Source organism: Streptomyces nigrescens (assembly GCF_027626975.1).
Classification (GTDB): Bacteria; Actinomycetota; Actinomycetes; order Streptomycetales; family Streptomycetaceae; genus Streptomyces; species Streptomyces nigrescens.
The window spans coordinates 4,338,074-4,362,051 of sequence record NZ_CP114203.1 but is presented as its reverse complement, the minus strand read 5'-3'; the positions used below and the strand labels follow the sequence as shown (position 1 = coordinate 4,362,051).

The window sequence follows — 23,978 nt, the reverse complement described above, 5'->3', positions numbered from 1 at the left end:
GCGGCACCCTCCGCCTGCCTGTGGCACCGCCCCTGGGCACGGTCACCGACGCCCTGCGGGCCGCCCGGGGCTGCCTCTCCGCGACGCGGTCACCGCACCCGGTGGCCCTCTGGCAGCTGGCCGCCGTGCTGGGCCATGCCTGCGGGCCGGGCCCGTTCGAGGCACAGCCGGGCGGCCGGACCGGTCTCCGGTACGCCGACGCGGACGGAGTCCGGCTGACAGCGGGCACCAACGCCCCCATCCCGCCCGGGGGTTACCGCTACGACCTGGTCGCGCATGCCCTCGTGCCCGACGGCCGCCCCGGCTCGCCGCACGACGCGGACCTCGCCCTGCGGCTCCCCGGCGGCGACCGGAGCGCCGTGGCGCGGGTGCAGCTCGTGGCCGCGGCGAGCGGCCTGTGCGCCCGGACCGGCCCCGGCGGCCCGGACACCCTGTTCCTGCACGCCCCTTCGGCGGCCCGCGCACCGGCGCCGGCCCCGCCCGGAACCGGCCTCGCGGACGCCCTGGCCGCTCTGCCGGCCGAACCTCCCGCCTATCTGCCGACGCCGGCCCCGCTCACCGCCGAGGAGTTGCACGCCCTGCTGGGTGCCGCGGCACCCGTCCCCCCGTACTGGGTGAGCGTGCGCTGTGTGGACGGCGTGGCTCCGGGGGTCTACCGGGCCGACGGCGCCGACGGGGCGTTCACCGCCGTCTGGCACGGGCACACCGCGCCGCTCGCCCATGTCCTCACCCGTGGCGGGCACGCCGCCGCTGCCGCCCTGGCCGACGCGGCGGCCACCGTGCACCTCGCCGGTTCCGGCCAAGGCCCCGTGACCGAAGCCCTCCGGCTGCAGACCGCGGTGTCCGGCCGGGGACTCACCGCCTGGTGCGACGACCGGCCCGCGCCCGCGGCAGCGCCCCTGCTCGGGATGGGACCCGGCGGAGACGAGGTGGTGTGCCACGTCACCCTCGGCCGGGCCCGTCCCGAGCCCCGCATCCGTATCCCTCTCGCCCTCCCCGGACTGCCATGAACACTCCGCCCGATCCGTTGGTGCGCGTCGCCGGCGTCCCCCGCTCCGCGCTCGCCGTACTGCGCACCCCGAAGAGCTTCGCCGCGGCCGAGCACCTCCTGGACGCACAGGAGCAGATCGCCGAAGAGGGCCGCTCCCTCGCGGACGCCCTGCACCCCGTGATCGGTGCGCTGCCCGATCCACGGCTCAAGCCCCGTGTCGTCGGTCTGCGACGCGCGGTACACCGGGGACGTGCCCCGCGTCCGGCCGAATGGGACTCCGCCGTGCGGTCCGCCCTTCCCGGACCGCTGGCCGACCGCATCCGGCGCTGGCTCGACGGACGTGACCTGTACGAGGCGCAACGCGAGGAGCTGGCCGCCGTCCTCGCCGCGGAGACGCGCGAGGTGCACAGCGCGCTGCGCGACACCGTGGCCTCGGCCCGCTTCCGGCAAGGACTGCTGCACGCCAGCCGCGAACTCGACGACGTACTGGAGCGGTGGCTCGCCGCACCCGGCAGCGGACCGCCGGCCGGCAAGGCTCTCGTGAGCCTCGCCCGGTACCTGGCCCGCGCCGCCGTGAAGACCAGCCCGCAGGGCGCGTTCACCGCCACCGGACGCGGGCGCTGGACCGATCAGGGGCCCTGGCTCCGGATGGGCGACCTGGAACAGCGCACTACCCACACGGAACTCAACCTGGCCCGGTTACGCCGCATCGCCCACGCCGTGCTGCGGGCCGAGCCCGGTCTGAGGGACGGTCTGCGCCTGCGGCCCAACCCCGCACTCGACACCGCGTCCGATGCCCTCCGGGTCCTCACACCAGGGCCCCCGTCCCACGTCATCTGCCTTCCCGCGCCGGCTCGGCTTCCCCAACTCCGCGACGCCATCGGGCAGGTGGACGGGATGACCGCCGGGAGCGCGGGCCCCGCGGTCCGGCGCTTCGTGGCCGCCGGGATCCTCCTGGAGGACGTTCCCCTGGACGATCTGGACTCCTGCCCACTGGGGGCGTTCACCGAGTGGCTGACCCGCCACACCCGGGCGGTGCCCGCCGGCACGCTCGACGCCCTGACGGGGCTGCGCACCGCGCTGCTGCGGCACCCACACGCGGCGGACCACACCGAACGGCGCGCCCTCGACGGGGCCGTCCGCGCCCGTCTGCACACCGTGGAGAGGAGCCTCGGGCTGCCGCCCCCGCGCGAGGCCTTCGAACGCCGCCCTTTCCACGAGGACGCCGTGCTGACGGGGCCGGCAGCCGAACTCGCCCGCGGACCCTGGGCCCCGCTCCTGTCCGACCTGGCGGCGGCCGGCCGGGCGTTGGCCGTCCTCGACCGCGACCTGCCCGCCCGGTACATGGCCGCCGCATGGTTCGCCGAGCGCTACGGCAGTGGTGCGCGGGTGCCGCTGCTGACCTTCCTGCACGGGCTGCAGGACGAGCGGTCGGCCACCGTCGAGCATGTCCGCTCCCTGTTGCGGCCGGGTTCCGGCGCCGATGACGGTCTCCTGCGCGAGCGCCCGTCACCCGTCCTGCACGCGCTCGCGGACCGCCGCGCCGAGGTCCTTGAGACGCTGCTCCGAGGTGAACTCCCCGCGGACCTCACCTCACCACGACCGCCGCTCAGCCTGGCCTACTACGTTCAGCCCCTGCCCGGCCCCGGCGGCCGGCCCCGCGCCGTGCTCAACTCCGTCACCGTCGGCCACGGTCACTGGCGGGGCCGCCTGGACCGCATCCAGGCCCTGGCGCACGGCCGCGCGGTCCCGCCGGGGCCCGGACACGGAAGGGCGGACGGCCCGCTGCCCGTCGATCTCGGCGGGCTGTACGCCTCGAACACCAACCTGCGCCGGCCCACCCTGCCCCATGCCTTCGACCACCCCTTCGTCCGCAGCACCCGCCCGGCCCCCGAGCGCATCCCGCTCGGCGCCGTGACCGTCCACCTCGACCGTGCGACCGGGCTGCCCGCCCTGCACGCGCCACGGCTCGGCGCCGACCTGGTGCCCGTCCACCTCGGGCTGATGAGCCCGCTGCTGCTGCCGCCCCCGCTGGCCGTCGTCCTGCGGCTGTTCGGCGACCCGCACACGCTCTTCCGCACGGGACATCCCCTCCTGCCCGGTCCGTTCACGGACGACGTCCCGGACCGGGGGTTCAGGCAACTGTCCCGCATCGAGGTGGGCCGTGTGGTGCTGCGCCGCACGACCTGGCTCGGCCGCGCCGCCGCCCTTCCCCGCCGTGCACCGGGCGAGCGCGACCACGAGCACCTGCTGAGGCTGCTGGCCTGGCGTCGTGACCTCGGACTGCCCTACCGCTGCTTCGTCCGCACCCGACGCCCTGGCGGTCCCACCTCCGACGCGTTCGCGGACAAGGGATACAAGCCCGCCTACGTGGACTTCGCCAGCCCCCTCCTGGTCACCGCCTTCGCACGCTCCCTCGGCGGACCGGACACCGTGGTCCACATCGAGGAGGCCCTGCCCGATCCGGGCGTCCCCGGCACCGATCCCTACACCAGCGAATTCGTCGTCGAACTCCCCGGAGACCCTCATGAGCCACGCGCCTGACGCACCGGTGGACCCCGGGCACTGGATCGCCGTGCACCTGTTCCACCAGGGTGACCTCGACGCCCTGCTCCTGGACGCCGTGGTTCCCGCGGTGACGGACCTGGCCCGGTCCGGCCGTGCCCATGGCCACTTCTTCCTGCGCTATTGGGAAGGCGGACCGCATCTGCGGGTGCGGGTGCGGGCCGCCGGCCCGCCGGGTGACGCCTCCCGCCGCACCGAACGGGAACTCGTGGAGCGGTGGAACGACTGGCTGGAGCGCCATCCGTCGCCGCGCGCCGTCGACGAAGACGCCTATCTGCGGTTCGCCACGGAGTCCGCCGCCCGAGAGGGACTCCCCGCGTACGAGCCCTGGCGCGGTCTGCACGACTGCGCGGAGCCGCGCACCTACCGGCCGGAACACGCACGCTACGGCTCCGGAGCCTCTCTCGACGCCGTCGAGCGGCACTTCATGGCGGCCAGCCGCTGCGCCGGGACGCTGCTCGCCGGCCGCCCCGGCCTCGCCGAGCGGCTGTCGGCCGGGTTCGCGGTCCTGCTGCTGGCCTGGACCGTCGTGGAACCCGACGCGGACCGGCGGCTCGCCTGTCTGCGTGCCGGGGCCGAGGCCTGGCGCCGCATGCTCGGACCCGACTACGACACCGAGGGCTTCGACCGCGCCTACGAACGGAGCCGCACCGCGCTGGTGCGACGCGCCGGCCATCTGCTGGATGCCGGACCGACGCTGCGGCCGGACGGTGCCGAGGGACCGCTCGGCAGCTGGCACCGGAGCGTCTCCCGGCTGCACGGGGAGCTCGAAGTCCTGGAGCGGGACGGGGAGTTCGCCCCCGCGCTCGACGCCCTGCGCGACGACCCGTCCCTGCTCTCCCTGCCCGGCCCGCGCACCGCCCTGACCGTCAACCGCTGCGCACACCTCATGTGCAACCGGCTCGGACTGTACGGACCGCAGGAGGCCCTGCTGCGTCATTTCGCCGCCCGCGCGTGCGGCGACCTGAGCGGTGCCGGAGCCGGGGCCCGCCGACGATGACCGTGCACCTGCTGTCCCTCCACCCCGGCACCACCCTCCACGACGAGCGGGGCCTGCTCACCGTGCGGCACCGCTGGGGCGCCACCACGACCGGTCCGTACACCCCTCAGCTGGCCGCGGCGCTGCGCACCCTGGCGGACGGTCCGACGAGCCTCGACGGGCTGGCGGAGCGGATCCGCGCCGCCGCACGCGCGGAGACGCCCGCCGAGCCTCAGCTCGCCCTGCTGCGGCACGCCGTGGACCGGCTCGGCCACACGCTGCTGCGGCACATCACCGCGGACGCGCAGGTCCTGGCCACCGCCGTACCGCTCGCCCCCGAAGCCACCTTCGGCCGGGAGCCCGCACCGGACGCGCCGGTCGTCCTCGCTCGCGCCGCCCATCTCCGGCCGGTCGGTGACAGCCTCGCTCTGGAGTCACCGCGGTCGCGCTTCCGGGTGCGCATCGAGGACGGCCGGGCGGCGGCGGCCCTCGCGGCCCTGGCCCGCCCGGTCACCGCCGCCGAACTGCAGAGTTCGGTGCGTGATCTGCCCGCGGACTCCCTCGACGCGTTGCGGTCCCTCCTGCACGCCACCGGCTTTCTGCACCCCGCCGACGACGGGAGCCGTGCGGCTGCCGCCGAGCTCCCCGCCGGCTGGTCGTTCCATGAACTGCTCGCCCATGACGGCAGCCGCGCCGGCCTCCGCGACCGGCAGTACGGCCCTGTTTACCCCCTGCGCGACACCGAGCCGCCCCCGCCTCCGGTCGCCCCCGCCCGGCCGGGACGCACCGTCCGCCTGCACCGTCCGGACCTCGGCCGGGTCGCCCGCGAGGACCGCAGTTTCACCGACGTCCTGGAGAACCGTGCCTCGCGCCGCGCCTACGGAGAACATCCCCTGTCCCTGGCCGAGTTGGGCGCGTACCTGTACCGGGCCGCCCGGGTGCGCACCCTGCTGGACGCCCGCCCCGAGGAGGGCCGGCACTACGCGGTGACCGGCCGCCCCTACCCCAGCGCGGGGTCGGCCCACGAACTGGAGCTGTACCTCGCGGTACACCGCTGCGACGGGCTCGACCGCGGCCTGTACCACTACGACCCCCTGGGGCACGCCCTCACCGCGCTGCCCGGCGGTCCCGGCACCGTCGACCGCCTGCTGCACGAGTCGGCCGCCGCCACCGGCGGCGCACCCCCGCCGGACGTGCATCTCACCGTGGTGTCCCGCATCAAGCGCCTGTCGTGGAAGTACGCGGCGCACGCGTACGCCCTCACGCTGAAGAACTCGGGCGTGCTGCTGCAGACCCTCTACCTCGTCGGCACCGCGATGGGCCTGTCCGTGTGTGCCCTGGGCGGCGGGGACAGCGACACCCCTGTGCACGCCTTCGGCCTCGACCCCTACGACGAGATCCCTGTCGGCGCCTTCCTGATCGGCAGTGCTCCGACGGCCCCTTGAGTACGCACCGCCCGTGCCCCGGACCCTCCTCGAAAGGTGCAGCCTCATGCCCTGGATCACCATGGTGTCCAAGCGCATCTTGATCGGACTCCCCGTACGCCGCGACAAGCTGGGCGAGACCCTGCTGCGCAAGCGCATCGCCCTTCCGGTCTTCGCCAGCGACCCCCTCTCCTCCGTGGCCTACGCCACCGAGGAGATGCTGCTCAAACTGTCCGTTGCCGGAACGGCCTTCCTCTCCCTCACGCCCTGGCTCGCCGCGCTCGTCGTGCTGCTTCTGTGCACCGTCGTCGCCTCGTACCGGCAGGTGGTCCACGCCTATCCCAGTGGCGGGGGCGATTACGAGGTCGCCACCCGCAACCTGGGGGACCGGGCCGGCACCACGGTCGCCAGCGCCCTCCTCGTCGACTATGTGCTCACCGTGGCCGTGTCCACCTCGGCGGGCGTCGCCAACATCGTCTCGGCGGTTCCTCAATTGCACGCGTACCGGGTGGAGTTGACCCTCGGCTGCGTCCTGCTGCTGATGCTGCTCAACCTGCGGGGCGTACGCGAATCGGGACGGGCCTTCGCCGTCCCCACCTACGCGTTCGTCATCGGCATCCTGGGACTGATCGTCACCGGTCTGGTCCAGGTCGTCACGGGGCACCTGCCCCGCGCCGAGAGCGCCGACTACGTCCTGCACCCGGAACCTGGCCACGCCGCCCTCGGCACCGCCGGAATCCTCTTCCTCGCGCTGCGCGGCTTCTCCTCCGGATGCACCGCGCTGACCGGAGTGGAGGCCATCGCCAACGGGGTGCCGGCCTTCCGCCGGCCCAAGTCCCGCAACGCCGCCACCACACTGCTGATGATGCTGGCGCTGTCCGTGACGATGTTCGTCGGTATCACCGCGCTCGCCTGCCTCTCCGAGGTGCGGGTGGCCGAGAACACCTGCGATCTCGAAGGGTTCGAGGGGGACTGCCGCAGCGATCCGCAGCGCACCGTCGTCGCCCAGCTGGCCATGGCGGTCTTCGGCGGCTCGTCGAGCCCGTTCTTCTACTACATCCTGGCCGTCACGGCGCTCATCCTGATCCTGGCCGCGAACACGGCGTTCAACGGCTTCCCCGTCCTCTCCTCGATCCTGGGGCGGGACCGGTTCCTGCCCAAGCAGCTGCGTCACCGCGGGGACAGGCTCGTCTTCAGCAACGGGGTGCTGCTGCTCACCCTCTGCGCCTGCCTGCTGATCGTCGCCTTCGACGCCGACCCCAACCGGCTCGTGCAGCTCTACATCATCGGCGTCTTCATCTCCTTCACCCTCGGCCAGAGCGGCATGGTCCGGCACTGGAACCGCGCGCTGCGCGAAACGTCGCCGACGGACCGTGAGCGCAGGCGGATGCGGCGCTCCCGTGCCATCAACCTGCTCGGCGCGGTGCTGACCGGGACGGTCCTGGTGATCGCCACCGTCAGCCGGTTCATGTCGGGGGCGTGGGTCGTCTTCGTCGCCATGGCGCTGATCTTCCTCGCGATGCGCGGCATACACCGTCACTACCGCCGCGTGGACGAGGCGCTGTCACGTGAGGCGGAGACCGACCACAATGCCCGCATCGACAGCCACGCCGTCGTCCTCGTCTCCCAGGTCCACCGCCCCGCCCTGCGCGCCCTGCGCTACGCCCAGGCCATCCGCGCCGGCCGTGTCACCGCGCTGTCCGTGGACGTGGACCCCGACGAGACCCGCCGGCTCTGCGCGGACTGGGCCGCCCTGGACATCGACGTCCCCCTCGTCGTCCTCGACTCCCCCTACCGCTACATCACCCAGCCCGTCGTCGACCACGTCCGCCAGCTGGTACGGGAGCACCCGGGGACGCTGGTCAACGTCTTCATCCCCGAGTACCTCGTCGCGCACTGGTGGGAGCATCTGCTGCACAACCAGACGGCGTTCCGCCTGAAGATCTCCCTGCTGTTCGTCCGTGGGGTCGCGGTGACGAACGTGCCGTGGCAGCTGCGGTAGGGGCGGCATTCAGCGGCTCTTCGCGCTCGCCGCCGGGCCCGGCGACGTGAACAGTGAGGTGGTGTGGACGAGGGCGGCGAAGCCGGCGCTCACGGCGGCCAGGAGGAGCCAGAACTGGTGGCTCACCGCTCCGTGGTCGGAGGAGAGCAGCGCGGCCAGGGCGTTGGCGGCGGCGCCGCCGACGGCTATGGAGGTGCCGATGAAGCCGAAGGCCGTACCGCGGTGCTGTGCCGGGACCGACGCGGCGACCTCACTGTCGATGCACGGGTCGATCAGCACCTCTCCGACGGAGAAGAGCAGAATGCACACCACCAGGCCGGGCATCGTCCCCAGAGAAGCGGCCGCGAAGCCGGTCGCCATCAGCAGGAGCGCGCCGGAGATGACCAGCGCGCCACTGCGGACACGGCTGACGGACCGGTTCAGCGGCACTTGGAGCAGCACCACGGCGACCGCGTTGACGGCGAACAGGACACCGACGAACGACGAGCTCTGCACGCTTCCGGTGAACACCGGGAGCGCGTACTCCAGTTGGATGTAGCAGAACCCGAAGGCGAACGCGCAGAGCATGATCCATGCGAGCTTCCGGGAGCCCTTGGGCCGGTGTCCGGGGGCGGCCGGGGAGTCCTCGGTGGCCGAGGTCTCCGTCTTTCTGCCGACGGCCGGCAGCGCGCGCAGCCGCAGCAGGACGACGGCCAGGACCATGAAGACGGCGCTGGTGACGACGAAGCTGATCCGGGCGTCGGCGAGGAGCAGCAGGAGGCTGCCGGCGAGGGGGCCGAGGGCGTTGCCCGCGTTGTTGGCGGTGCTGCGCAGGGCGAACACGGTCCTGAGCTGTTCGCTGGTGCCCAGCAGCTGTACCAGTGCCGACTTCGAGGCCGGTACATAGACCGCGCCACCGAATCCGAGGAGCGCGCAGGCGGCGACCACCGGCACGGGACCGGAGGCGGCCAGGAGGAGCAGATACGACAGGGCTCTGACCAGCAGCCCTCCGCACATGGCGCCCACCGCGCCGAGACGGTCGGCGATCCAGCCCCCCAGCAGGGTCAGACCCTGCTGGGACCAGAACTTCACCGTGATCGCCACGGCCACCACGGCCGGGCTGAGGTGCTCTTCCCGGGTCAGGAAGACCGCCAGGTAGGGAAGGACGAGGTTGCTGCCGAACGCGACCGCGAAGTTCCCGCTCAGCAGCAGCAGACAGCCCGGCGTCCGTCCGGCGGTGCGCAGCGTGGTGATCACGAGGCGCTGCCTGCCCCGGTGCCGTCCGTGCCGGGCCGGATCACCGTGGAGCGCTCGAACCACGCCAGGGCCTCGGCGAGCGCCATCTCGACCTCGCCGCGCGTACGGCCGGTGGCGAGTACGGAACCGATCTTCTCCACGCTCAGCCGGGCGGGTTCGAGCACGGTCCCCGGCGCGGCGTGTCGGGTGTACGTGTCGATGCCGGGCACCGGGCAGGTGTCGGGAATCGCCACCAGGGTGCCGGCACGGGGCGGGAACAGGGATAGGCCGGCGATCCGCTCGGGCACGGCCGGGACGGCGGCAGGGGCGTTGCCGCCGAGGGAGCGGACGTAGACCTCGGGCAGGGTGATGCCGAAGCCCAGCTGCAGGACGTGCTCGATCATCCCGCCGCCCATACGGCTGGCGACCTCGTTGAACACGAGGCGGCGGTCCGCGTCGAGGAAGACCTCGGCGTGGAACATGAAGGTGTCCGGGACCGGCAGCGCGGCCAGGGCGCGGCCGGTGAGTTCCCGTACGGGATCGAGGAGCGGGTCGTCGGCGTCCAGCAGGCAGCTGTGCAGCGCCTGTCCCTGCTTGATGTCCAGACAGGTGCTGTCGCCCTGGGTCGAGGGCCACATCAGGCGGGTCTCCCCGGCCGTGACGATGCCGTCGACGTGCACCAGCTCGTGCTCGATGTACTTCTCGGCGAGCAGCTGGGCCCCGTCGTCGGTGCCGAGGTCCCGGTGGGCGGCGAGCAGGGATTCGACGTCCTGCGGGTCGTGCAGGACGTGAACATCCATGGAGCCGCCGCCGCGCCGGGGCTTCACGACGACGGGGAATCCCTGTTGCTCGATGAAGCCGAGCAGGTCCTGGAGGTTCGCGACGGGCGCGAAGGGGGCCAGCGGAATGCCGGCCTTGGCCAGGATGCGCTTCATCACGAGCTTGTCGCGGAAGGCGGTCGCGCTCGCGACGTCCTGGCCGGGCACGCCGAACAGCTCACGCAGGCGCGCGGCCCGGAGGATGTCGAACTCCGACAGCGCGATGACGCGGTCGAAGCCCCCTTTCCGGTGAAGCGCCAGGGCCCGGCTCTCCACCAGGGGGTTGAAGTGGAAGTCGTCGATCACCTCCACATGCGCGTAGCCGCCGAGTTGGGCCGAGCGCACGTCCGGTTCGGCGGAGACGGCCGCCGCGTCGGTCAGCAGAACGACCTCGTGATCGGCGCCGAGCCAGTCCGGAAACGGACGCCCGGTGAGAGGGGTCCGGTTGAGGACCAGATACCTCATCGGACCTCCACGGCGATGGCGTCACGGAACTCGTGGAACGCCTCCTCGACGGCTTCGGCGGTGGCGGCGGAGAAGACGACATGTCCGTGGGCCGCCGAGGCATGGGGTGGGACGAGGACCTGGTCGCCGGGCTGCCCGTAGAGCATGATCTCGCTGACCCGGTCGTCGGTCTCGACCTGGTCGAGACCCGCCACGCCGACGAGTTCGCCGGCCCGCTCGGCGAAGAAGAGGTAGAAGCCGGTGGGCCTCGGCGGGCTCGCCACGTCCAGGCGCGGCGCGCGGCCGGTCGCGAGGTCGAGCTGGGCCTCGACCATGTCGATTCCCGTGCTCAGGAGGACGGACTGGTAGACCGGCCCGCCGCCCAGGCGTGCCGCCGTCTCCAGGATGTAGGGCTCGCCGTCCGCGGTGATGCGGAACTCCGTGTGGGTGGCGCCGGTGGTGATGCCGAGCGCCTCATGAGCGGCGCCGACCGCAGCGGTGATGCGCCGGACCAGTCCGTCCGGGAGCCGGGTCGGGGTCGTGTAGTAGACCTCTTCGAAGAAGGGGCCTTCCATGGGCAGCGGTTTGTCGTGGACGGCCACGATGCGGGTCTCACCGTCGACGACGAGGGACTCGACGCTGATCTCGGCCCCCGGGACGTATGCCTCGAGGAGCAGGGCCTCGTCGTACTGCGCGCGTGTGCGGGTGTGTAACGGGTCGTGGGCGAAGCCGGTCCAGGCGCCCCGCTGCAGCGGCGCGAAGTGCTCGGCCAGCTCGGCGTCGTTGTCCACCCGGCGTACGTACTTGCTGCCCCCGCCGATCAACGGCTTCAGGACCAGCGGGTATCCGAGCTCCGCGGCACCCTTGACGGCCGCGTCCAGGTCCGTGGCGAGCTGGAATCCCGGCTGTGCGAGGCCCGCCTCTCCGAATGCGGAGCGCATGGCGTACTTGTCACGCGCGAGGTACGCGGCCTTTTCGCCAATGGACGGAAGGCCGAGTTCCGCGGCCACCGCGGCGGCCGCGGGGACGCTCTGCTCGACGAACGTCACAATGCCGCGTACGGGTTCTTCCTCTGCGGCGATCAGCGTGCGAACCGCCGCCACCGTCTCTTCGATGCTGGTCGTATCCGCGGGTACGACGCAATCGACATAAGAACTCTCCCAGGTGGCGTCCTTCATGATCATCAAAAGGCGCTCACCGTGTTCCCTGGCGTAGTCCCTCACCCTGGCCAGGTGCTTGCGGCGGCTCAGATTCCTCGTGTGCAGCAGCAGGATGCTCACAGTGTCATTTCTCTCAATTGTTTGTGGGACACGCCACACTGAAGGCTGCGAGAGCCGGCCCCCCGGTCGCTTCAGCGGCTACTCGTACTCAACTCAGACATGGGTCGCCATCATCATCAACTGAGCCCCCGTTGTGGTCAGTTGCGGTCAAAATAATGGACGCCGCGCTCGATCAGACCATGTTACCGTTCAGGCGGTCAATCGCTCGGGGGAGGGAGATGTCCGCTTTTTGACCCCCTCTTCCGTGCTGTCGTGCAAGTAGGGGGATATCTGCTCATGACTCACAGCGTGACTATCGGTGACACCTTAATCACTGACAGTTCCCAGGCCTATGTCATCGCCGAAATCGGGCACAATCACGGCGGTGATTTAGAGAAGGCGGCCGAACTTGTCCGCATGGCCGCGGAATCCGGTGCACAGGCGGCGAAGCTGCAGAAGCGCGATAACAAGGCGCTGTTCACCAAGGCCATGTACAACGAGCCCTACACGAGCCGGAACAGCTTCGGTGCCACTTATGGCGAGCACCGTGAAGCCCTGGAGTTCGGCGTCCGTGAGTACCGTGAACTTGCCCAGCTCGCAGACGAGCTGGGAATCGATTTCTTCTCGACCGCCTTTGACTTCCCGAGTGTTGACTTCCTCGCCGAGCTGGGTGTTCCCGCCATCAAGATTGCTTCCGGCGATCTGACCAACACCCCCCTGCTCGCCTACGCGGCCAAGACCGGTATTCCGCTCATTGTGAGCACCGGTGGCGCGGACATGGAGGAAGTCCGCCGGGCCGTCGACACCATCGCTCCGATCAACGACCAGCTGGCGCTGCTGCAGTGCACCGCGGCCTACCCCGCCACCCCGGAGGTGCTGAACCTCTCGGTGATCAGCACCTACCGGGAGGAGTTCCCGGACGTGGTGGTGGGACTGTCGGGCCACGACGTCGAGACCGAATCGAGCGTGATCGCCTATACGTTGGGCGCCCGCGTCGTCGAGAAGCACGTCACCCTGGACCGCACCCTGCCGGGCAGCGACCACCACTTCTCCCTGGAGGGGAGCCACCTGCGGGAGCTGGTGGACAGCCTGGAGCGGACCCGTCTTTCCCTGGGGAGCCCCGAGAAGCGTCAGCTTCCGGTCGAAGCCCCCGCCCTGCGCAAGATGGCCAAGAAACTCGTCGCCGCACGCGACCTGAGTGCCGGTCACCTCCTCACCGTCGAGGACATCGCCATCAAGTCTCCCGGCGACGGCCTGCGTCCCTATCTGATCGACCAGGTCATCGGCCGTCCGCTGTCGGTGGCGCTGGCAGCCGACGACGCCATCCAGCTCACCGACCTCGGCTGAGCGTCCCGTGAGCACGCACATCGACCTCACCGGTCAGGTCGCGGTGGTGACCGGCGTCCTCGGCCGCTTGGGTGGGATATGGACGGACGCCCTGCTCGGCGCGGGCGCCGCCGTGGTGGGCATCGACCGCACCACAGTGGTTCCCCAGGAGTTCCAGGAGCTGCTCGACCGTCGTCCGGCCGGCCGCTTCCATCTCCTCGAAGCGGATGTCACGGACACCGAGAGCCTCCGCACGGCACTGAAAACGTGTCTGGCCGAGGTGGGTTCCCCGACGATCCTCGTCAACAACGCGGGGATCGACCAACCGCCGAGCGCCACGGGCGGCAGCTGGCTCTTCGACGACATTCCCGCCGAGGTCTCCGAGGCCGTCCTGAGCGTCAACGCCCTCGGGGTGCTCCGGGTCTGCCAGGTGTTCGGCTCGGAGATGGCCCGTAACGGAACCGGCTCCGTCATCAATATCGGTTCCCTGTACGGCAGCATGGCGCCGGACCCGCGGCTGTACGAACACCTGCCGCAGGACCCGCCCTTCCTCAAGCCGCCGGCCTACGGCATGTCCAAGGCGGGCGCGGCCGCGCTCACCCGGTATCTCGCGGCCCTGTGGGGCCCCAGGCGGGTACGGGTCAACACGCTGTCGCCGGGCGGAGTGCTGGGCGGCCAGGACCCGCTGTTCCGGGGCAAGTTCAGCGACCGGGTGCCCCTGCGCCGGATGGCCGAGGCCTCGGATCTGACCGGCCCTCTTCTCTTTCTCGCCTCGGACATGAGCAGCTATGTGACCGGCACGGAGCTGCTGGTGGACGGCGGCTACGTCTGCTGGTGAGGCCCGGCCCGCCGCCCGTACTTCAGGAGAAGTCATGAACACCTCTCTCGCCTGGCTGCCGGCCGACGAGTTCACCCGCATTCTCGAGGGCATCGGCGATGTGCACGAGCGCAGTCGCGCCTTCGCCGACGCCTCCCGCATCAACACCCTCTACAGCATCATGCGAGCCGGGTCCGGCCACCTCGGGTCCAGTTTCAGCGCGGCCGACACGGTGTCCTGGCTGCTGCTGCAGGAGATGCGGTCGCCCTTCGAACCCGGTGGAGACATCTACTTCTCCTCCAAGGGCCACGACGCTCCCGGCCTCTACGCCTCCCTGATCGGCCTCGGCGCGCTGCCCGAGGAGAAGCTGCACCAGCTGCGCAGGCTGGGCGGGCTGCCGGGGCACCCCGATGTGAGCATCCCGCACATGCACGCCAACACCGGTTCTCTCGGCATGGGGATCTCCCGGGCCAAGGGCATGATCCTCGGCGACCGGCTGGCCGGTGCCAGGCGCCGCGTCTACGTCCTGACCGGCGACGGAGAGCTGCAGGAGGGCCAGAACTGGGAGGCGCTGGCGGGTGCGGTCCGCCATGCCATGGACGAACTGACCGTCATCGTCGACCACAACAAGATCCAGTCCGACACCTGGGTCGCCGAAGTGAGCGATCTGGGCGACCTGGAGGCGAAGTTCAGGTCCTTCGGCTGGGGCGTGCTGCGCTGCGACGGCAACTCGGCGCAGGAGCTGGACACCGTGTTCCGGCTGCGGGAGAAGGAGTACGCCGGGGTTCCCGCCGTCATCATCGCCGATACGGTCAAGGGCGCCGGAGCCGCCACCTTCGAGGCCACGTCGATGCCCGAGGGCGAGTGGCGCTACCGCTTCCACAGCGGCGCCCCGGCCCGCGAGGACTACCTCAGGGCACACGGGGAGCTGGTCGCGTCGCTGGACGCGCTGCTCGGCCGGCACGGACTGGCCCCCCTCGCGTTCTCCCGGGCCGACCTCACCCTGCCCGTCAAGCCCTCGGGCCCGCAGCTTCCGCAGGTCTACGGCCGTGCCCTCGTGAACCGGGCCCTGGCCGACGAACGGATCGTCGCCCTGGACGCGGACCTGGTGCTCGACACGGGTCTGATCCCGTTCTCGGAGGCTCTGCCGGAGCGCTTCGTCGAGTGCGGTATCGCGGAACAGGACATGGTCTCGATGGCCGGCGGTCTGGCCTCGCGCGGACTGCTGCCCTTCGTGCACTCCTTCTCCTGCTTCCTGCACGCCAGGCCGAACGAACAGATCTACACCAACGCGTCGGAGCACCGGAAGATCGTCTACGTGGGCTCCCTCGCCGGCCTGATTCCGGCCGCGCCCGGCCACTCCCACCAGGCGGTGCGCGACATCAGCGCACTGGGCGCGGTTCCCGGGCTGGTCGTCCTGGAGCCCGCCAACTCGGCCGAGACGGAAGCGGCCGTCGACTACTGTGCCGACGCCGGGTCGAGCACCTATCTGCGGCTCGTCAGCACTCCGGTCTCCGAGGAGGCCGAGGCGCTCGGCGCCGGGCCGCTGACGCTCGGACACGGCCGCGTCGTGCGGGCCGGCGGCAGGACGGTGGCCATCGGCTCCGGGCCCATCGTCCTGACCCAGCTGCTCCGCGCCGCCGAGCTGCTGACCGCGGAGGGCATCGAGCTCACCGTGGTCGCCCTGCCCTGGCTGAACCGCGTCGACTCCGCCTGGCTCGCCGACCTGGCCGCCGGGGCCGACCAGCTCTTCGTCGTCGAGAACCACTACACGCACGGCGGACAGGCGGATCTGATCGCCCGTTCGCTCCTCGAACTCGGCGGAGAGCGCTTGCCCGCCTTCACCGGAATCGGTCTGACCGAGGTGCCCCGGTGCGGCACCGAGGCAGAGGCCCTCGATGCCCACGGACTGAGCGCGAAGCGGCTCGCGGAGCGCATCCAGGAGCGCGTCCGCAGCGGCGCGCACCGCTGACCGACAGACCAGAGAGCCGCCCACCACCAGAAGAGGACACAACCATGGAAACCGTCTACAACGAGCTGAAGCGGCCCCCGCAGGAGATCATCGACGGCTTCCGGGAGCTGCTCGCCGAGTACAGCCCCAGCTGCGTCGTCACCGATGCCCAGCGCCGTGTGGGGGCCATCGGTGGCTTCCAGGTGATCCGCAACGATCAGAAGATCGCGGGCCCCGCCTTCACCATCAACCTCTCGATCGACGACTGGGTCAACACCCTGCCGATCCTGTCCCGGGCCAAGCCCGGTGACGTCATCATCATGGCCTGTCACGGGCTGGCCACCACCGCCATGTGGGGCGGCCTCACCGCGACGGTCTCCCACAAGTTCGGTGTGGCCGGGGCCATCATCGACGGCGCCGCCCGCGACGTCGACGAGATCCGCGACATCGGCTTCCCCCTCTGGTACCGCACCACCTCCCCGCGGCAGTCCCCCGGCGCCGTTCACGACCGCATCGAGCCGGTTCAGGTGAACGTCCCCGTGTCCGTCGGCGGCCAGGTCATCTTCCCCGGCGACATCATCGTGGCCGACGAGAACGGCGTGGCCACGGTGGCATCGGAGAAGGCCAAGGAGGTTCTGGAGAGCGCCCGCGGGGTGGCGGCACGTGAGAACGAGATCCGCGACCGCATCAGTTCCGGGGCGACCGCCGCCGACCTCCGGGCCGAGTTCGGCAACCTCTGAGGAGAAGCCATGCGCCTCTACATGACCGGTGCCGACGGCAGCCTCGGCAAGGCTCTGACACAGGAACTGAGCACCGACCCCCGTACCGCCGGCTGGACCGTCCAGGGCGTCTCCGTCACCGACTTCGACATCGGTGACGAAGCAGCGGTCCTGGCGTCCGTCGAGAGCTTCCGGCCGGACATCGTCCTGCACCTGGCAGCCATCTCCATCGTGGCCCCCTGCGAGACCGACCCCGGGCTCGCCCTGCGCGTCAACGTCTCCGGAGTCCACCAGGTGGCAGAGGCCTGCCGCCGGGTCGGCAGCAAGATGGTCTACATCTCCAGTGACTACGTCTTCGACGGCGCCGGCGCGCCCGAGGACGGCTACCGGGAGACCGACGTCCCCAACCCCCTGAGCGTGTACGCGCTCACCAAGCTCGCGGGTGAGCAGATAGCCGCCCATGTGCCGGAGCACCTGGTGGTCCGTACCTCCTGGCTGTTCGGCGGCGCGGCCGAGAACAACGACGACGTCCTGGCCACCATCCGGGCGGCCGAGCGCGGCGAGCAGCAGAAGCTGATCGACGACCAGTACAGCAGGCCGACCTACACCGTCGACCTGGCCCGCGCCCTCATCCACCTGATCACGCTGGATGAGTTCCCCACCGGCACGGTGCACGCGGCCAACGAGGGCTGGGCGACCCGGTACGAGCTCGGGGCGTATGCGCTGAGCCAGTACGACCCCAAGCTCAACGCGGACCACCCGCCGACCGCGATCTCCTTCGACGAGTGCGAATTCGTCGGCGGCAGGCCCAGGTTCTCGGCCTTCAACACCGACCGGCTCGCGGGCCTCGGCTTCGCGATGCCCGACTGGCGGGACGCCGTGAACCGGCACTGCGCCGTGCTGCCCCGCCCGGCCACCCCGGAAAGGACCATCTGATGAGTCAGCGGATACCCGGGCGCTCACGCGCCATGACCCGGTGGCGCAACTGGGCGGGCTCCGCCGAGTGCGTACCGCACCGTCTGGTCCATGCGACCGACGAGGGCGACATCGTCGATGCCGTGCGGTACGCGGCGCAGCGCGGTCTGACGCTGCGGGCGGCCGGGACGGGGCACTCCTTCAACCCCATAGCCACGACCACCGGGGTGCTGCTGGACCTGACCGGCTACACCGGCGTCGTCGCCCTCGACCCGGCGGCGCCTTCCGTGACCGTGCGCGGCGGCACGCTGCTCCGGGAGCTCAACTGGGCCCTGGACAAGGCAGGTCTGGCCCTGTCCAACATGGGCACGCTGGAGGAGCAGACCATCGCGGGTGCCATTTCCACGGGCAACCACGGCAGCGGTCTGCACCACCGTCCCTTCTCCGGGCAGGTCCTGGCGCTGACCCTCGTGACCGCCGACGGCACCGTACGCGAGTGCGGCCCCGAGAAGGACCCGGAGCTGTTCCGGGCCGCGGTGACGTCCCTCGGCGCGCTGGGAGTGATCTCCACGGTCACACTGCGGTGCGTCCCCAAGTTCAACCTCAGGGTGACGGAGGGCAGCCAGCCGCTGGAGAGCATCCTTGAGGACATCGAGGCGTACGCCGGAAGCGCGGAGCACGCCACCTTCTCGCTCAAGGGCTGGAGCGACAACGCCTCGACCCTGAAGCTGGAGCCCAGCGACGAGCCGGTCTCCGCGGACGCCGCGCAGCGCCGGAGGGCCAACACCCTCGGCGAGGTGCGCTGTGCCACGGCCGGCCTGGTGGGCCGGATCGACCAGCGTGCCGTGCAGCGGATCATGACGGCGCAGCTCGGCGGCGATGCGGGCCCCGCGGACTACGTCGACGTCAGCTACAACGCCTTCACCTTCCCGCAGCCGGTCAAGTTCCTCTCCCTCGAATACGCCCTGCCGCTGACCAGGGCCACCGACGCGGTGCGCTACGTCCACGAGGACGTCAAGGGTTTCGGGCTGCGCACCCCGTACTCGATCACGGTGCGCTTCGGCGCCGGTGACGACTACCTGCTCAGCCCGGCCCAGGGGCGTACGACGGCATATGTGAACATCACCGTTCCGCGCACCGTCGGCTACACCGAACTCCTCCGCGTCTTCGAAGCGGCGCTGCGGGAGCACGAGGGGCGGCCGCACTGGGGCAAGGCGCACACGGCGACGGAGGAGACGGTCGCCGGTCTCTACCCGGGCTGGAAGGCGTTCCAGGACATCAGGGCCGAGCTCGACCCCGACGGCATGTTCACCAGCGACTACCTCCGGCGTGTCCTCGGCGGCACGCGTCACGCGCGCTGATGCTCACGGAGATGCCCGCGGACACGCTCCTGCTGGACTTCGACGGACTCATCTGCGATACGGAGCGGGCCGCACACCGGTCGTGGGAGCTGCTCTACGACCGGCACGGCCTGGTCTTTCCCGACGAGGTCTGGAACGCGATGGCCGGTCGCGCGAGCGGGGAGGCGTACGCCGCGCAGGACCTGGCCGGGCGGCTCGGCCGGGCCCTGTCCGCGGCGGAACTGGCGGAGCGCCGCGCGGAGAAGGCCCGGCTCGCAGCCGCCGAACCCCTGCGGCCCGGCGTGGCGCGTCTGCTCGAAAGCGCCGCGCGGCGGGACATCCGGTGCGCGGTCGTCTCCAGCTCGGACCGGCACTGGGTGCTCGGCCATCTGGAGAGGCTGACGGTGCGCGCACGGTTCACCGAGGTGGTCACGGGCGAGCAGGCCGAGGCCCGCAAGCCCGCCCCGGACCTGTATCTGCGCGCCCTCGGCCTGCTGGGGGCGGGGCCGGAGACGAGTCTTGCTGTGGAGGACTCCGCGGTCGGGGTGGCGGCGGCCAAGGCCGCGGGGCTGAGGTGCGTGGCGGTACCGGGGGCGCGGGGCACGCGCCCCGCGGTCGCGGCGGCCGACCTGGTTCTCGACAGTCTGGAACAGCTCGATGTTCCCCGTAACACAGCAAAGGTGGCATCCGCATGACGACGGAACAAGAGCTCGGCGCGGCACCCATGTCGATCATGGATTCACTGGTGCGCAACGACCGCGGCGGCCCCAAGTGGCTGTGGCGCAGCGGCAGTCTGGTTCCCTGGGCGGACGCGCGCATCCACGTCAACGCCGTGGGGCACGCGTCGGTCGCCTCGGTCTTCGAGGGCATCAAGGCGTACGTGTCCCACGACGGGAACCGGCTGCTCGCCTTCCGGCTCGACGAGCACCTCAGGCGTCTGTACGAGTCCGCGCGCCTGGTCAGGATCGACATCCCGTACGGGGTCGAGACCCTGCGTGACGCCGTGATCGAGGTGCTGCGCGCGAACGAGTACCGCGAGGACGTCTATCTCAGGCCGTGGGCCTTCCCCGCGGGCATCGTCCAGGAGCAGATGGTGCCGGCGGGTGTGAGCTGCGAACTCGTCGTGGACAGCTGGACGTTCCAGAGCGGCCTGGGCACCGAGCGCGGCTGCCGCGCGGCGGTGAGTTCCTGGACGCGCATCAACGAGGCCTCCATGCCCCCGCGCGTGAAGGCGTTCTCGAACTACCACAACGGCCGTCTCGCCATGATCGAGGCGCGGGAGAACGGCCATGACTGGCCCATCCTCCTGAACGAGCGCGGGAAGGTCAGCGAGGGTCCCGGGGCCTGCATCGCCATCGTCCGCGACGGTGTGGTCTCGACGCCGTCCACCACCAGCGGGATCCTCGAAAGCCTGACCCGCGAGACCTCGATCACCCTGCTGCGGGAGCTCGGTCACACCGTCGTCGAGCGGGACGTCGACCGTACGGAGCTGTATCTGGCGGACGAGGTCTTCTTCATGGGCACGGGGTGGGAGATCCTCCCGGTGACCTGGGTGGACGGCCTCAAGGTGGGGGAGGGGGAGGCCGGTCCCGTGACCCGTGCGCTGGATGCGGCGTACCACTCCGTGGTGCGGGGCCGTTCTGCGGAGCATGCAGACTGGTTGACCGAGATCCCCTTCTGATCGTCCAGGGGCCGGTGCCGCTCCGCGGCATCCGGCCCGGCTGTCGGTCCCGGCGGACCGCTGGGATGATGCTCGCCACCGCCGACCGGCAGCCACACACGTGCGTAGGAGAGAGCTTTGCCCACTACTGATCCTGAGACGTCAGCATCTTGGGCCGAGGAAGCGCCCGAGGACGCGGCTCGCAGGCCGTCGCCTTCGAGACTGTCGGTCGCCGATGTGCTCACCCTGGGCAACGCGGTCTGTGGCTTCTCCTCGATCTACTTCATCACCACCTCCGTCCTGGTTCCCTACCTCACGGAGGGCCGGGGTGACGGCACGGTGCGCCACGGCGCCGCCACCGCGGTCATGCTCATCCTGATGGCGTCGCTCTTCGACCTGTGCGACGGGCTGGTCGCCCGCAGGTTCCGCAGTTCGGGTATGGGCGCTGAGCTCGACAATCTCTCGGACCTGATCAGCTTCGGCCTCTCGCCCGCCTACTTCGTGGTGGTCTGGGGCCTGGTCAATGACGGCTCGCATCTCGGGCTGGTCGTCGCGGCCGCCGTCGCCGTGCTCCTGGGCGGTCTTCTGCGGCTCGCGCGCTTCTCCATCACGACGATGCAGGACGGCATGTTCCAGGGCATGCCGATCCCCTTCGCCGCGCTCACGGTGGTCTCGATCGTCCTGCTCGAACTGCCCTTCGCGGTCACCCTGGCCGCCGTGGTCGGTGTCGCCTGGCTCATGGTCAGCCGGGTCGAGTACCCCAAGCCCACGGGCAAGCTGGCGATCGCCGCGGTGGGCTGGGCAGCGGTCAACATCGGCTGCCTGGTCGCCTGGGCCGCCAACGTTCCGGGGGCCGAGACCCTCCTGGTCACCGGCTGCGTGCTCCAGCTCACCCTTGCGGCGGTGCTTCCGCTGTTCGCCACGGTGCGTCGCATCAACTCGGCGCGGCAGGCGTTCGGCCGGGGCAAGGCGGCCTGACAGCGGCCGGGCGGGCCATGCCGGCGGAGCAGCGGGGACTCCGGCCCCGCGGCTCAGCGGCCGCCCGCCTCGCCCACCGGCGGTATGGCGATCAGCGGCTTGTAGTGGCCCTTGGGGTGGGGTTCGCCGACGGGGTGGTCGTCGGCCTCCACCCAGGCGTGGGCGGCGAAGGGGTGGGTGCGGACGCCGGTGCACCAGGTGGGCCAGGCGCCGCGGGCGCGGCACAGCAGCGCGGTGGCGATGGAGCGCTGCAGACAGCCCTGGCCGGCGCAGCGCAGGCTGACGGAGACGACGGCCTCGCGGGCCGCGAGGGCCTGGTCGGCGGTGGCCGGCCGGGCGCCGCGGCGGGTGAACTCCAGGACCTTCCGCAGCCGGGCGGGTCTGGCCTTGGCCAGCAGCCGGGCGACGCCGACGGCCAGGAGGGGCACCAGGCGGCGGTGCGGCGGCAGTCTGCGCCGCTCGGACAGGGCGACGGGCAGACTCACGCGATCACCAGCCGCGCGGCGCGGAGCTGCTCGATCACCGCGGTCACATCGAGCTCGGCCCGCTGGGGATCGATCCCGTGCCGGTCTGCGACATCGGCGGCGATCCGCGGGGCCTTGTCGCCGTCGAGGAGCCGGCGCAGGACCTGGCCGCCGGTGGAGTTGAGCTGCCAGTACCGGCCGGTGCGTTCGTTGAGCAGCACGGTGCCGTCGTCGGTGTCGGTGGCAACCACGTCAGGGTGAAGACGTACGGACATCGTCGAACCTCCAAGCAGGGGTGGGGCGGGTGGCGGCGCGCAGCCAGAGTTCGCAGCCGATCAGGGGCTCCAGCGCGATGCCCATGGCGTTGTCCGCCTGCGGGGACAGCAGGCCGGTGCGCAGTTTGTCCGGGTCGATCAGGCCGTGCGCGGCCAGGGCGGAATCGGTGAACAGGTCGAGGATCGCGGGCAGGTTGCGGCGCAGCCCCGTACTGGCTTCTTCGCTGAACTCGCCCTTGGTGGAGCGGCCCAGCACGCTCTCGGGGACGATGCCGCGCATCGCGTCGGCCAGCAGCGGCTTGTAGCGCCAGGGACCGGCGTGTTCGTGCACCCGGACGCCCAGGACCGCTTCGACGACCCGGTCGTCGAAGAACGGGGAGTCCAGCTGCACACCGGCCTCGGCGAACGGGCGGGCCAGCAGGCGGTACCAGGGGGCGCTGGTGCGCAGCGCGACCAGCGACTGGTGCTGCCCCAGGTCGGGGGAGAGCGGCTGGGCCTGTGCGGCGGTCTGCCGGAGGGCCTCGCGGGCCGCGTCGGTTGCCGTGGCGGTGGCCCAGGACGGTGCGCGCAGCGGCCACAGGCCCCAGCCGAGGCTGGGCCGGCGCTTGCGCAGGGGCGGGTCGGTGAGGTGCTCGGCCTGGGCCTGCCACCATGCCGCCTCGTCCCCGGGGCGCACCAGCGAGGCCAGGGTGTGCAGTACGGGCCAGCGTTTGAGGGCGGCGTATCCGCGCACGTGCCGTAGCGCGGTCATGGGACGGCGCCGGAGCAAGGGGTGCAGATAGCCGGGGAAGGGGGTGAACAGCTCGTCCCCGCCGTGGCCGGCCAGATGCCGGCGCGCGCCACGGCCGGCGAGGAGCCGGGCGGTGTGCCGGGTGCGCGCGGCGGTGCGGACGAACGGGTAGGGCTCCTCCGTGTCCATCAGCGTGTCCGGGTCGGCGAACAGCGGGGGGAGTTCGGCGGGCGGGACGATCAGGTGCTCGGCGCGGTCGAGGGCGCCGATGGACCGGGAGGCGAAGGCGGCGTCGTCGTTGCCCGCCTCGGCCTCGCCCCATCGGAACGTCAGCAGGTCCGGGGTGTTCCGGGCGGCGAGGAAGCAGAGGGACGTCGAGTCCATGCCCCCGGACAGGTCGGTACTCAAGCGGCCCTCGGCGGGCGCCCGGTCGTCCAGCGCGGAGGTGAGCGCCTCCCGCACGGCGTCCGCACCTGCCGCCAGCGGCTGTTCGGGCGCGGGCGGGTGCCACCAGCGCAGCGCGCGGGCGCGTTCGCGGTCCCACACCAGGCAGTGGTCCGGGGCCAGGGCCGCGATACCGGACCACAGGGGCTGATCGGCCAGCGGGGAGGGGACGAGTCCTCCGCAGGCGACCCGTACGGCCAGTGCGCGGGAGTCGACCCCGGCATCGGTCATCGCGGCGAGCACATCGGCCCGGTCCGCGGCGATGTCCACCTCGCCGATCCGGGTGTGGAACACCCGGCGCAGTCCGGTCAGGCTGCCCTGGACGCGGACCTGTCCGCCGACCGAGGCCACCACATGGCAGGAGCCCGGCAGGGCCGCGGCCAGCGCGTCCACGTCGGACACCGTCCGTATCCGCGCGGTGAGTTCGGACAACCGGGTGGCGGTGACCGGGCAGACCCCGGCCACCACCACCTGCACCGGGCCCGCTGTGGCCACCCGCAATTCCCCGGGTGACCACCGGCCCACCAGCCACGGCCGCCCTGACGCATGGGAGAGCACCCGCGGGGCCGCCCAGGGCGACATCGCGCGAGCCTCGTCTGCGGCCGCCGTGTCCGGCAGGACCACGAATCCGGTACCGGTCATCTACGCATACTCCTGAGTGT

20 protein-coding genes are annotated in these 23,978 nt (G+C 71.5%); 14 read left to right on the top strand and 6 right to left on the bottom strand.

The window, feature by feature from the left end; genetic code table 11:
• Positions 1–20 precede the first annotated feature (20 nt).
• The 5 genes from STRNI_RS19405 to STRNI_RS19385 are packed head-to-tail and all read left to right on the top strand — an operon-like array spanning position 21 to position 7,961.
• Positions 21–1,010 carry a hypothetical protein gene (locus tag STRNI_RS19405; RefSeq protein ID WP_277411675.1) on the top strand — a complete coding sequence of 330 codons (990 nt, stop codon included), beginning with the start codon at positions 21–23 and terminating at the stop codon, positions 1,008–1,010.
• Entirely contained in the window at positions 1,007–3,535 is a 2,529-nt protein-coding gene (locus STRNI_RS19400; protein ID WP_277411674.1) for a lantibiotic dehydratase, read from the top strand. Before STRNI_RS19405 ends, STRNI_RS19400 begins: the two co-directional genes overlap by 4 nt.
• On the top strand, positions 3,519–4,556 hold the full coding sequence (locus STRNI_RS19395; RefSeq protein ID WP_277411673.1) for a lantibiotic dehydratase C-terminal domain-containing protein: 1,038 nt from the start codon (positions 3,519–3,521) through the stop codon (positions 4,554–4,556). Before STRNI_RS19400 ends, STRNI_RS19395 begins: the two co-directional genes overlap by 17 nt.
• Positions 4,553–5,980 carry a SagB/ThcOx family dehydrogenase gene (locus STRNI_RS19390; protein ID WP_277411672.1) on the top strand — a complete coding sequence of 476 codons (1,428 nt, stop codon included), beginning with the start codon at positions 4,553–4,555 and terminating at the stop codon, positions 5,978–5,980. The genes STRNI_RS19395 and STRNI_RS19390 overlap by 4 nt, the downstream gene beginning before the upstream one ends.
• 46 nt (positions 5,981–6,026) lie before the next feature.
• Positions 6,027–7,961 carry an APC family permease gene (locus STRNI_RS19385; protein ID WP_159487030.1) on the top strand — a complete coding sequence of 645 codons (1,935 nt, stop codon included), beginning with the start codon at positions 6,027–6,029 and terminating at the stop codon, positions 7,959–7,961.
• 9 nt (positions 7,962–7,970) lie between these two features.
• On the opposite strand, the gene STRNI_RS19380 is transcribed toward STRNI_RS19385, so the two are convergent.
• The 3 genes from STRNI_RS19380 to STRNI_RS19370 are packed head-to-tail and all read right to left on the bottom strand — an operon-like array spanning position 7,971 to position 11,718.
• Positions 7,971–9,197, bottom strand: a complete 1,227-nt coding sequence (locus tag STRNI_RS19380; RefSeq protein ID WP_159487028.1) for an MFS transporter — start codon at positions 9,195–9,197, stop codon at positions 7,971–7,973.
• Complete coding sequence (locus STRNI_RS19375) at positions 9,194–10,459, bottom strand: ATP-grasp domain-containing protein (RefSeq protein WP_277411671.1); 1,266 nt, start codon at positions 10,457–10,459, stop codon at positions 9,194–9,196. The genes STRNI_RS19380 and STRNI_RS19375 overlap by 4 nt, the downstream gene beginning before the upstream one ends.
• Positions 10,456–11,718, bottom strand: a complete 1,263-nt coding sequence (locus tag STRNI_RS19370; protein WP_159487024.1) for an ATP-grasp domain-containing protein — start codon at positions 11,716–11,718, stop codon at positions 10,456–10,458. Before STRNI_RS19370 ends, STRNI_RS19375 begins: the two co-directional genes overlap by 4 nt.
• A gap of 276 nt (positions 11,719–11,994) precedes the next feature.
• Here STRNI_RS19370 and STRNI_RS19365 point away from each other — a divergent pair, with 276 nt between their 5' ends.
• From STRNI_RS19365 to pssA, 9 genes are all read left to right on the top strand, one after another.
• The gene (locus STRNI_RS19365) at positions 11,995–13,044 is read left to right on the top strand and encodes an N-acetylneuraminate synthase family protein (protein WP_274737412.1); all 1,050 of its coding nucleotides are present in this window, start codon (positions 11,995–11,997) and stop codon (positions 13,042–13,044) included.
• Between the two features lie 7 nt (positions 13,045–13,051).
• A complete protein-coding gene (locus STRNI_RS19360; protein ID WP_109891479.1) occupies positions 13,052–13,861 on the top strand; it encodes an SDR family oxidoreductase in 810 nt (269 codons plus the stop codon).
• 34 nt (positions 13,862–13,895) lie between these two features.
• Positions 13,896–15,812, top strand: a complete 1,917-nt coding sequence (locus STRNI_RS19355) for a transketolase C-terminal domain-containing protein (RefSeq protein WP_277411670.1) — start codon at positions 13,896–13,898, stop codon at positions 15,810–15,812.
• A gap of 44 nt (positions 15,813–15,856) precedes the next feature.
• The gene (locus STRNI_RS19350; RefSeq protein WP_159487020.1) at positions 15,857–16,531 is read left to right on the top strand and encodes an RraA family protein; all 675 of its coding nucleotides are present in this window, start codon (positions 15,857–15,859) and stop codon (positions 16,529–16,531) included.
• Between the two features lie 9 nt (positions 16,532–16,540).
• The gene (locus tag STRNI_RS19345; RefSeq protein ID WP_109891483.1) at positions 16,541–17,446 is read left to right on the top strand and encodes an SDR family oxidoreductase; all 906 of its coding nucleotides are present in this window, start codon (positions 16,541–16,543) and stop codon (positions 17,444–17,446) included.
• Positions 17,446–18,786 (top strand): D-arabinono-1,4-lactone oxidase, encoded by a 1,341-nt coding sequence (locus STRNI_RS19340; RefSeq protein WP_229838072.1) that lies wholly within the window; start codon positions 17,446–17,448, stop codon positions 18,784–18,786. Before STRNI_RS19345 ends, STRNI_RS19340 begins: the two co-directional genes overlap by 1 nt.
• 11 nt (positions 18,787–18,797) lie before the next feature.
• The gene (locus tag STRNI_RS19335; RefSeq protein WP_277411669.1) at positions 18,798–19,460 is read left to right on the top strand and encodes an HAD family hydrolase; all 663 of its coding nucleotides are present in this window, start codon (positions 18,798–18,800) and stop codon (positions 19,458–19,460) included.
• A complete protein-coding gene (locus STRNI_RS19330; RefSeq protein ID WP_018090019.1) occupies positions 19,457–20,446 on the top strand; it encodes a branched-chain amino acid transaminase in 990 nt (329 codons plus the stop codon). The genes STRNI_RS19335 and STRNI_RS19330 overlap by 4 nt, the downstream gene beginning before the upstream one ends.
• 117 nt (positions 20,447–20,563) lie before the next feature.
• Entirely contained in the window at positions 20,564–21,403 is an 840-nt protein-coding gene (gene pssA, locus STRNI_RS19325) for a CDP-diacylglycerol--serine O-phosphatidyltransferase (protein ID WP_026169706.1), read from the top strand.
• 53 nt (positions 21,404–21,456) lie between these two features.
• On the opposite strand, the gene STRNI_RS19320 is transcribed toward pssA, so the two are convergent.
• Genes STRNI_RS19320 through STRNI_RS19310 form a run of 3 tightly spaced genes read right to left on the bottom strand, consistent with a single transcriptional unit; the run spans position 21,457 to position 23,958 of the window.
• On the bottom strand, positions 21,457–21,888 hold the full coding sequence (locus tag STRNI_RS19320; RefSeq protein WP_159487012.1) for a lasso peptide biosynthesis B2 protein: 432 nt from the start codon (positions 21,886–21,888) through the stop codon (positions 21,457–21,459).
• Positions 21,885–22,142, bottom strand: a complete 258-nt coding sequence (locus STRNI_RS19315; protein WP_277411668.1) for a lasso peptide biosynthesis PqqD family chaperone — start codon at positions 22,140–22,142, stop codon at positions 21,885–21,887. The genes STRNI_RS19320 and STRNI_RS19315 overlap by 4 nt, the downstream gene beginning before the upstream one ends.
• Positions 22,120–23,958, bottom strand: coding sequence for a lasso peptide isopeptide bond-forming cyclase (locus STRNI_RS19310; RefSeq protein ID WP_277411667.1), 1,839 nt, complete (start codon positions 23,956–23,958; stop codon positions 22,120–22,122). Before STRNI_RS19310 ends, STRNI_RS19315 begins: the two co-directional genes overlap by 23 nt.
• Positions 23,959–23,978 lie beyond the last annotated feature (20 nt).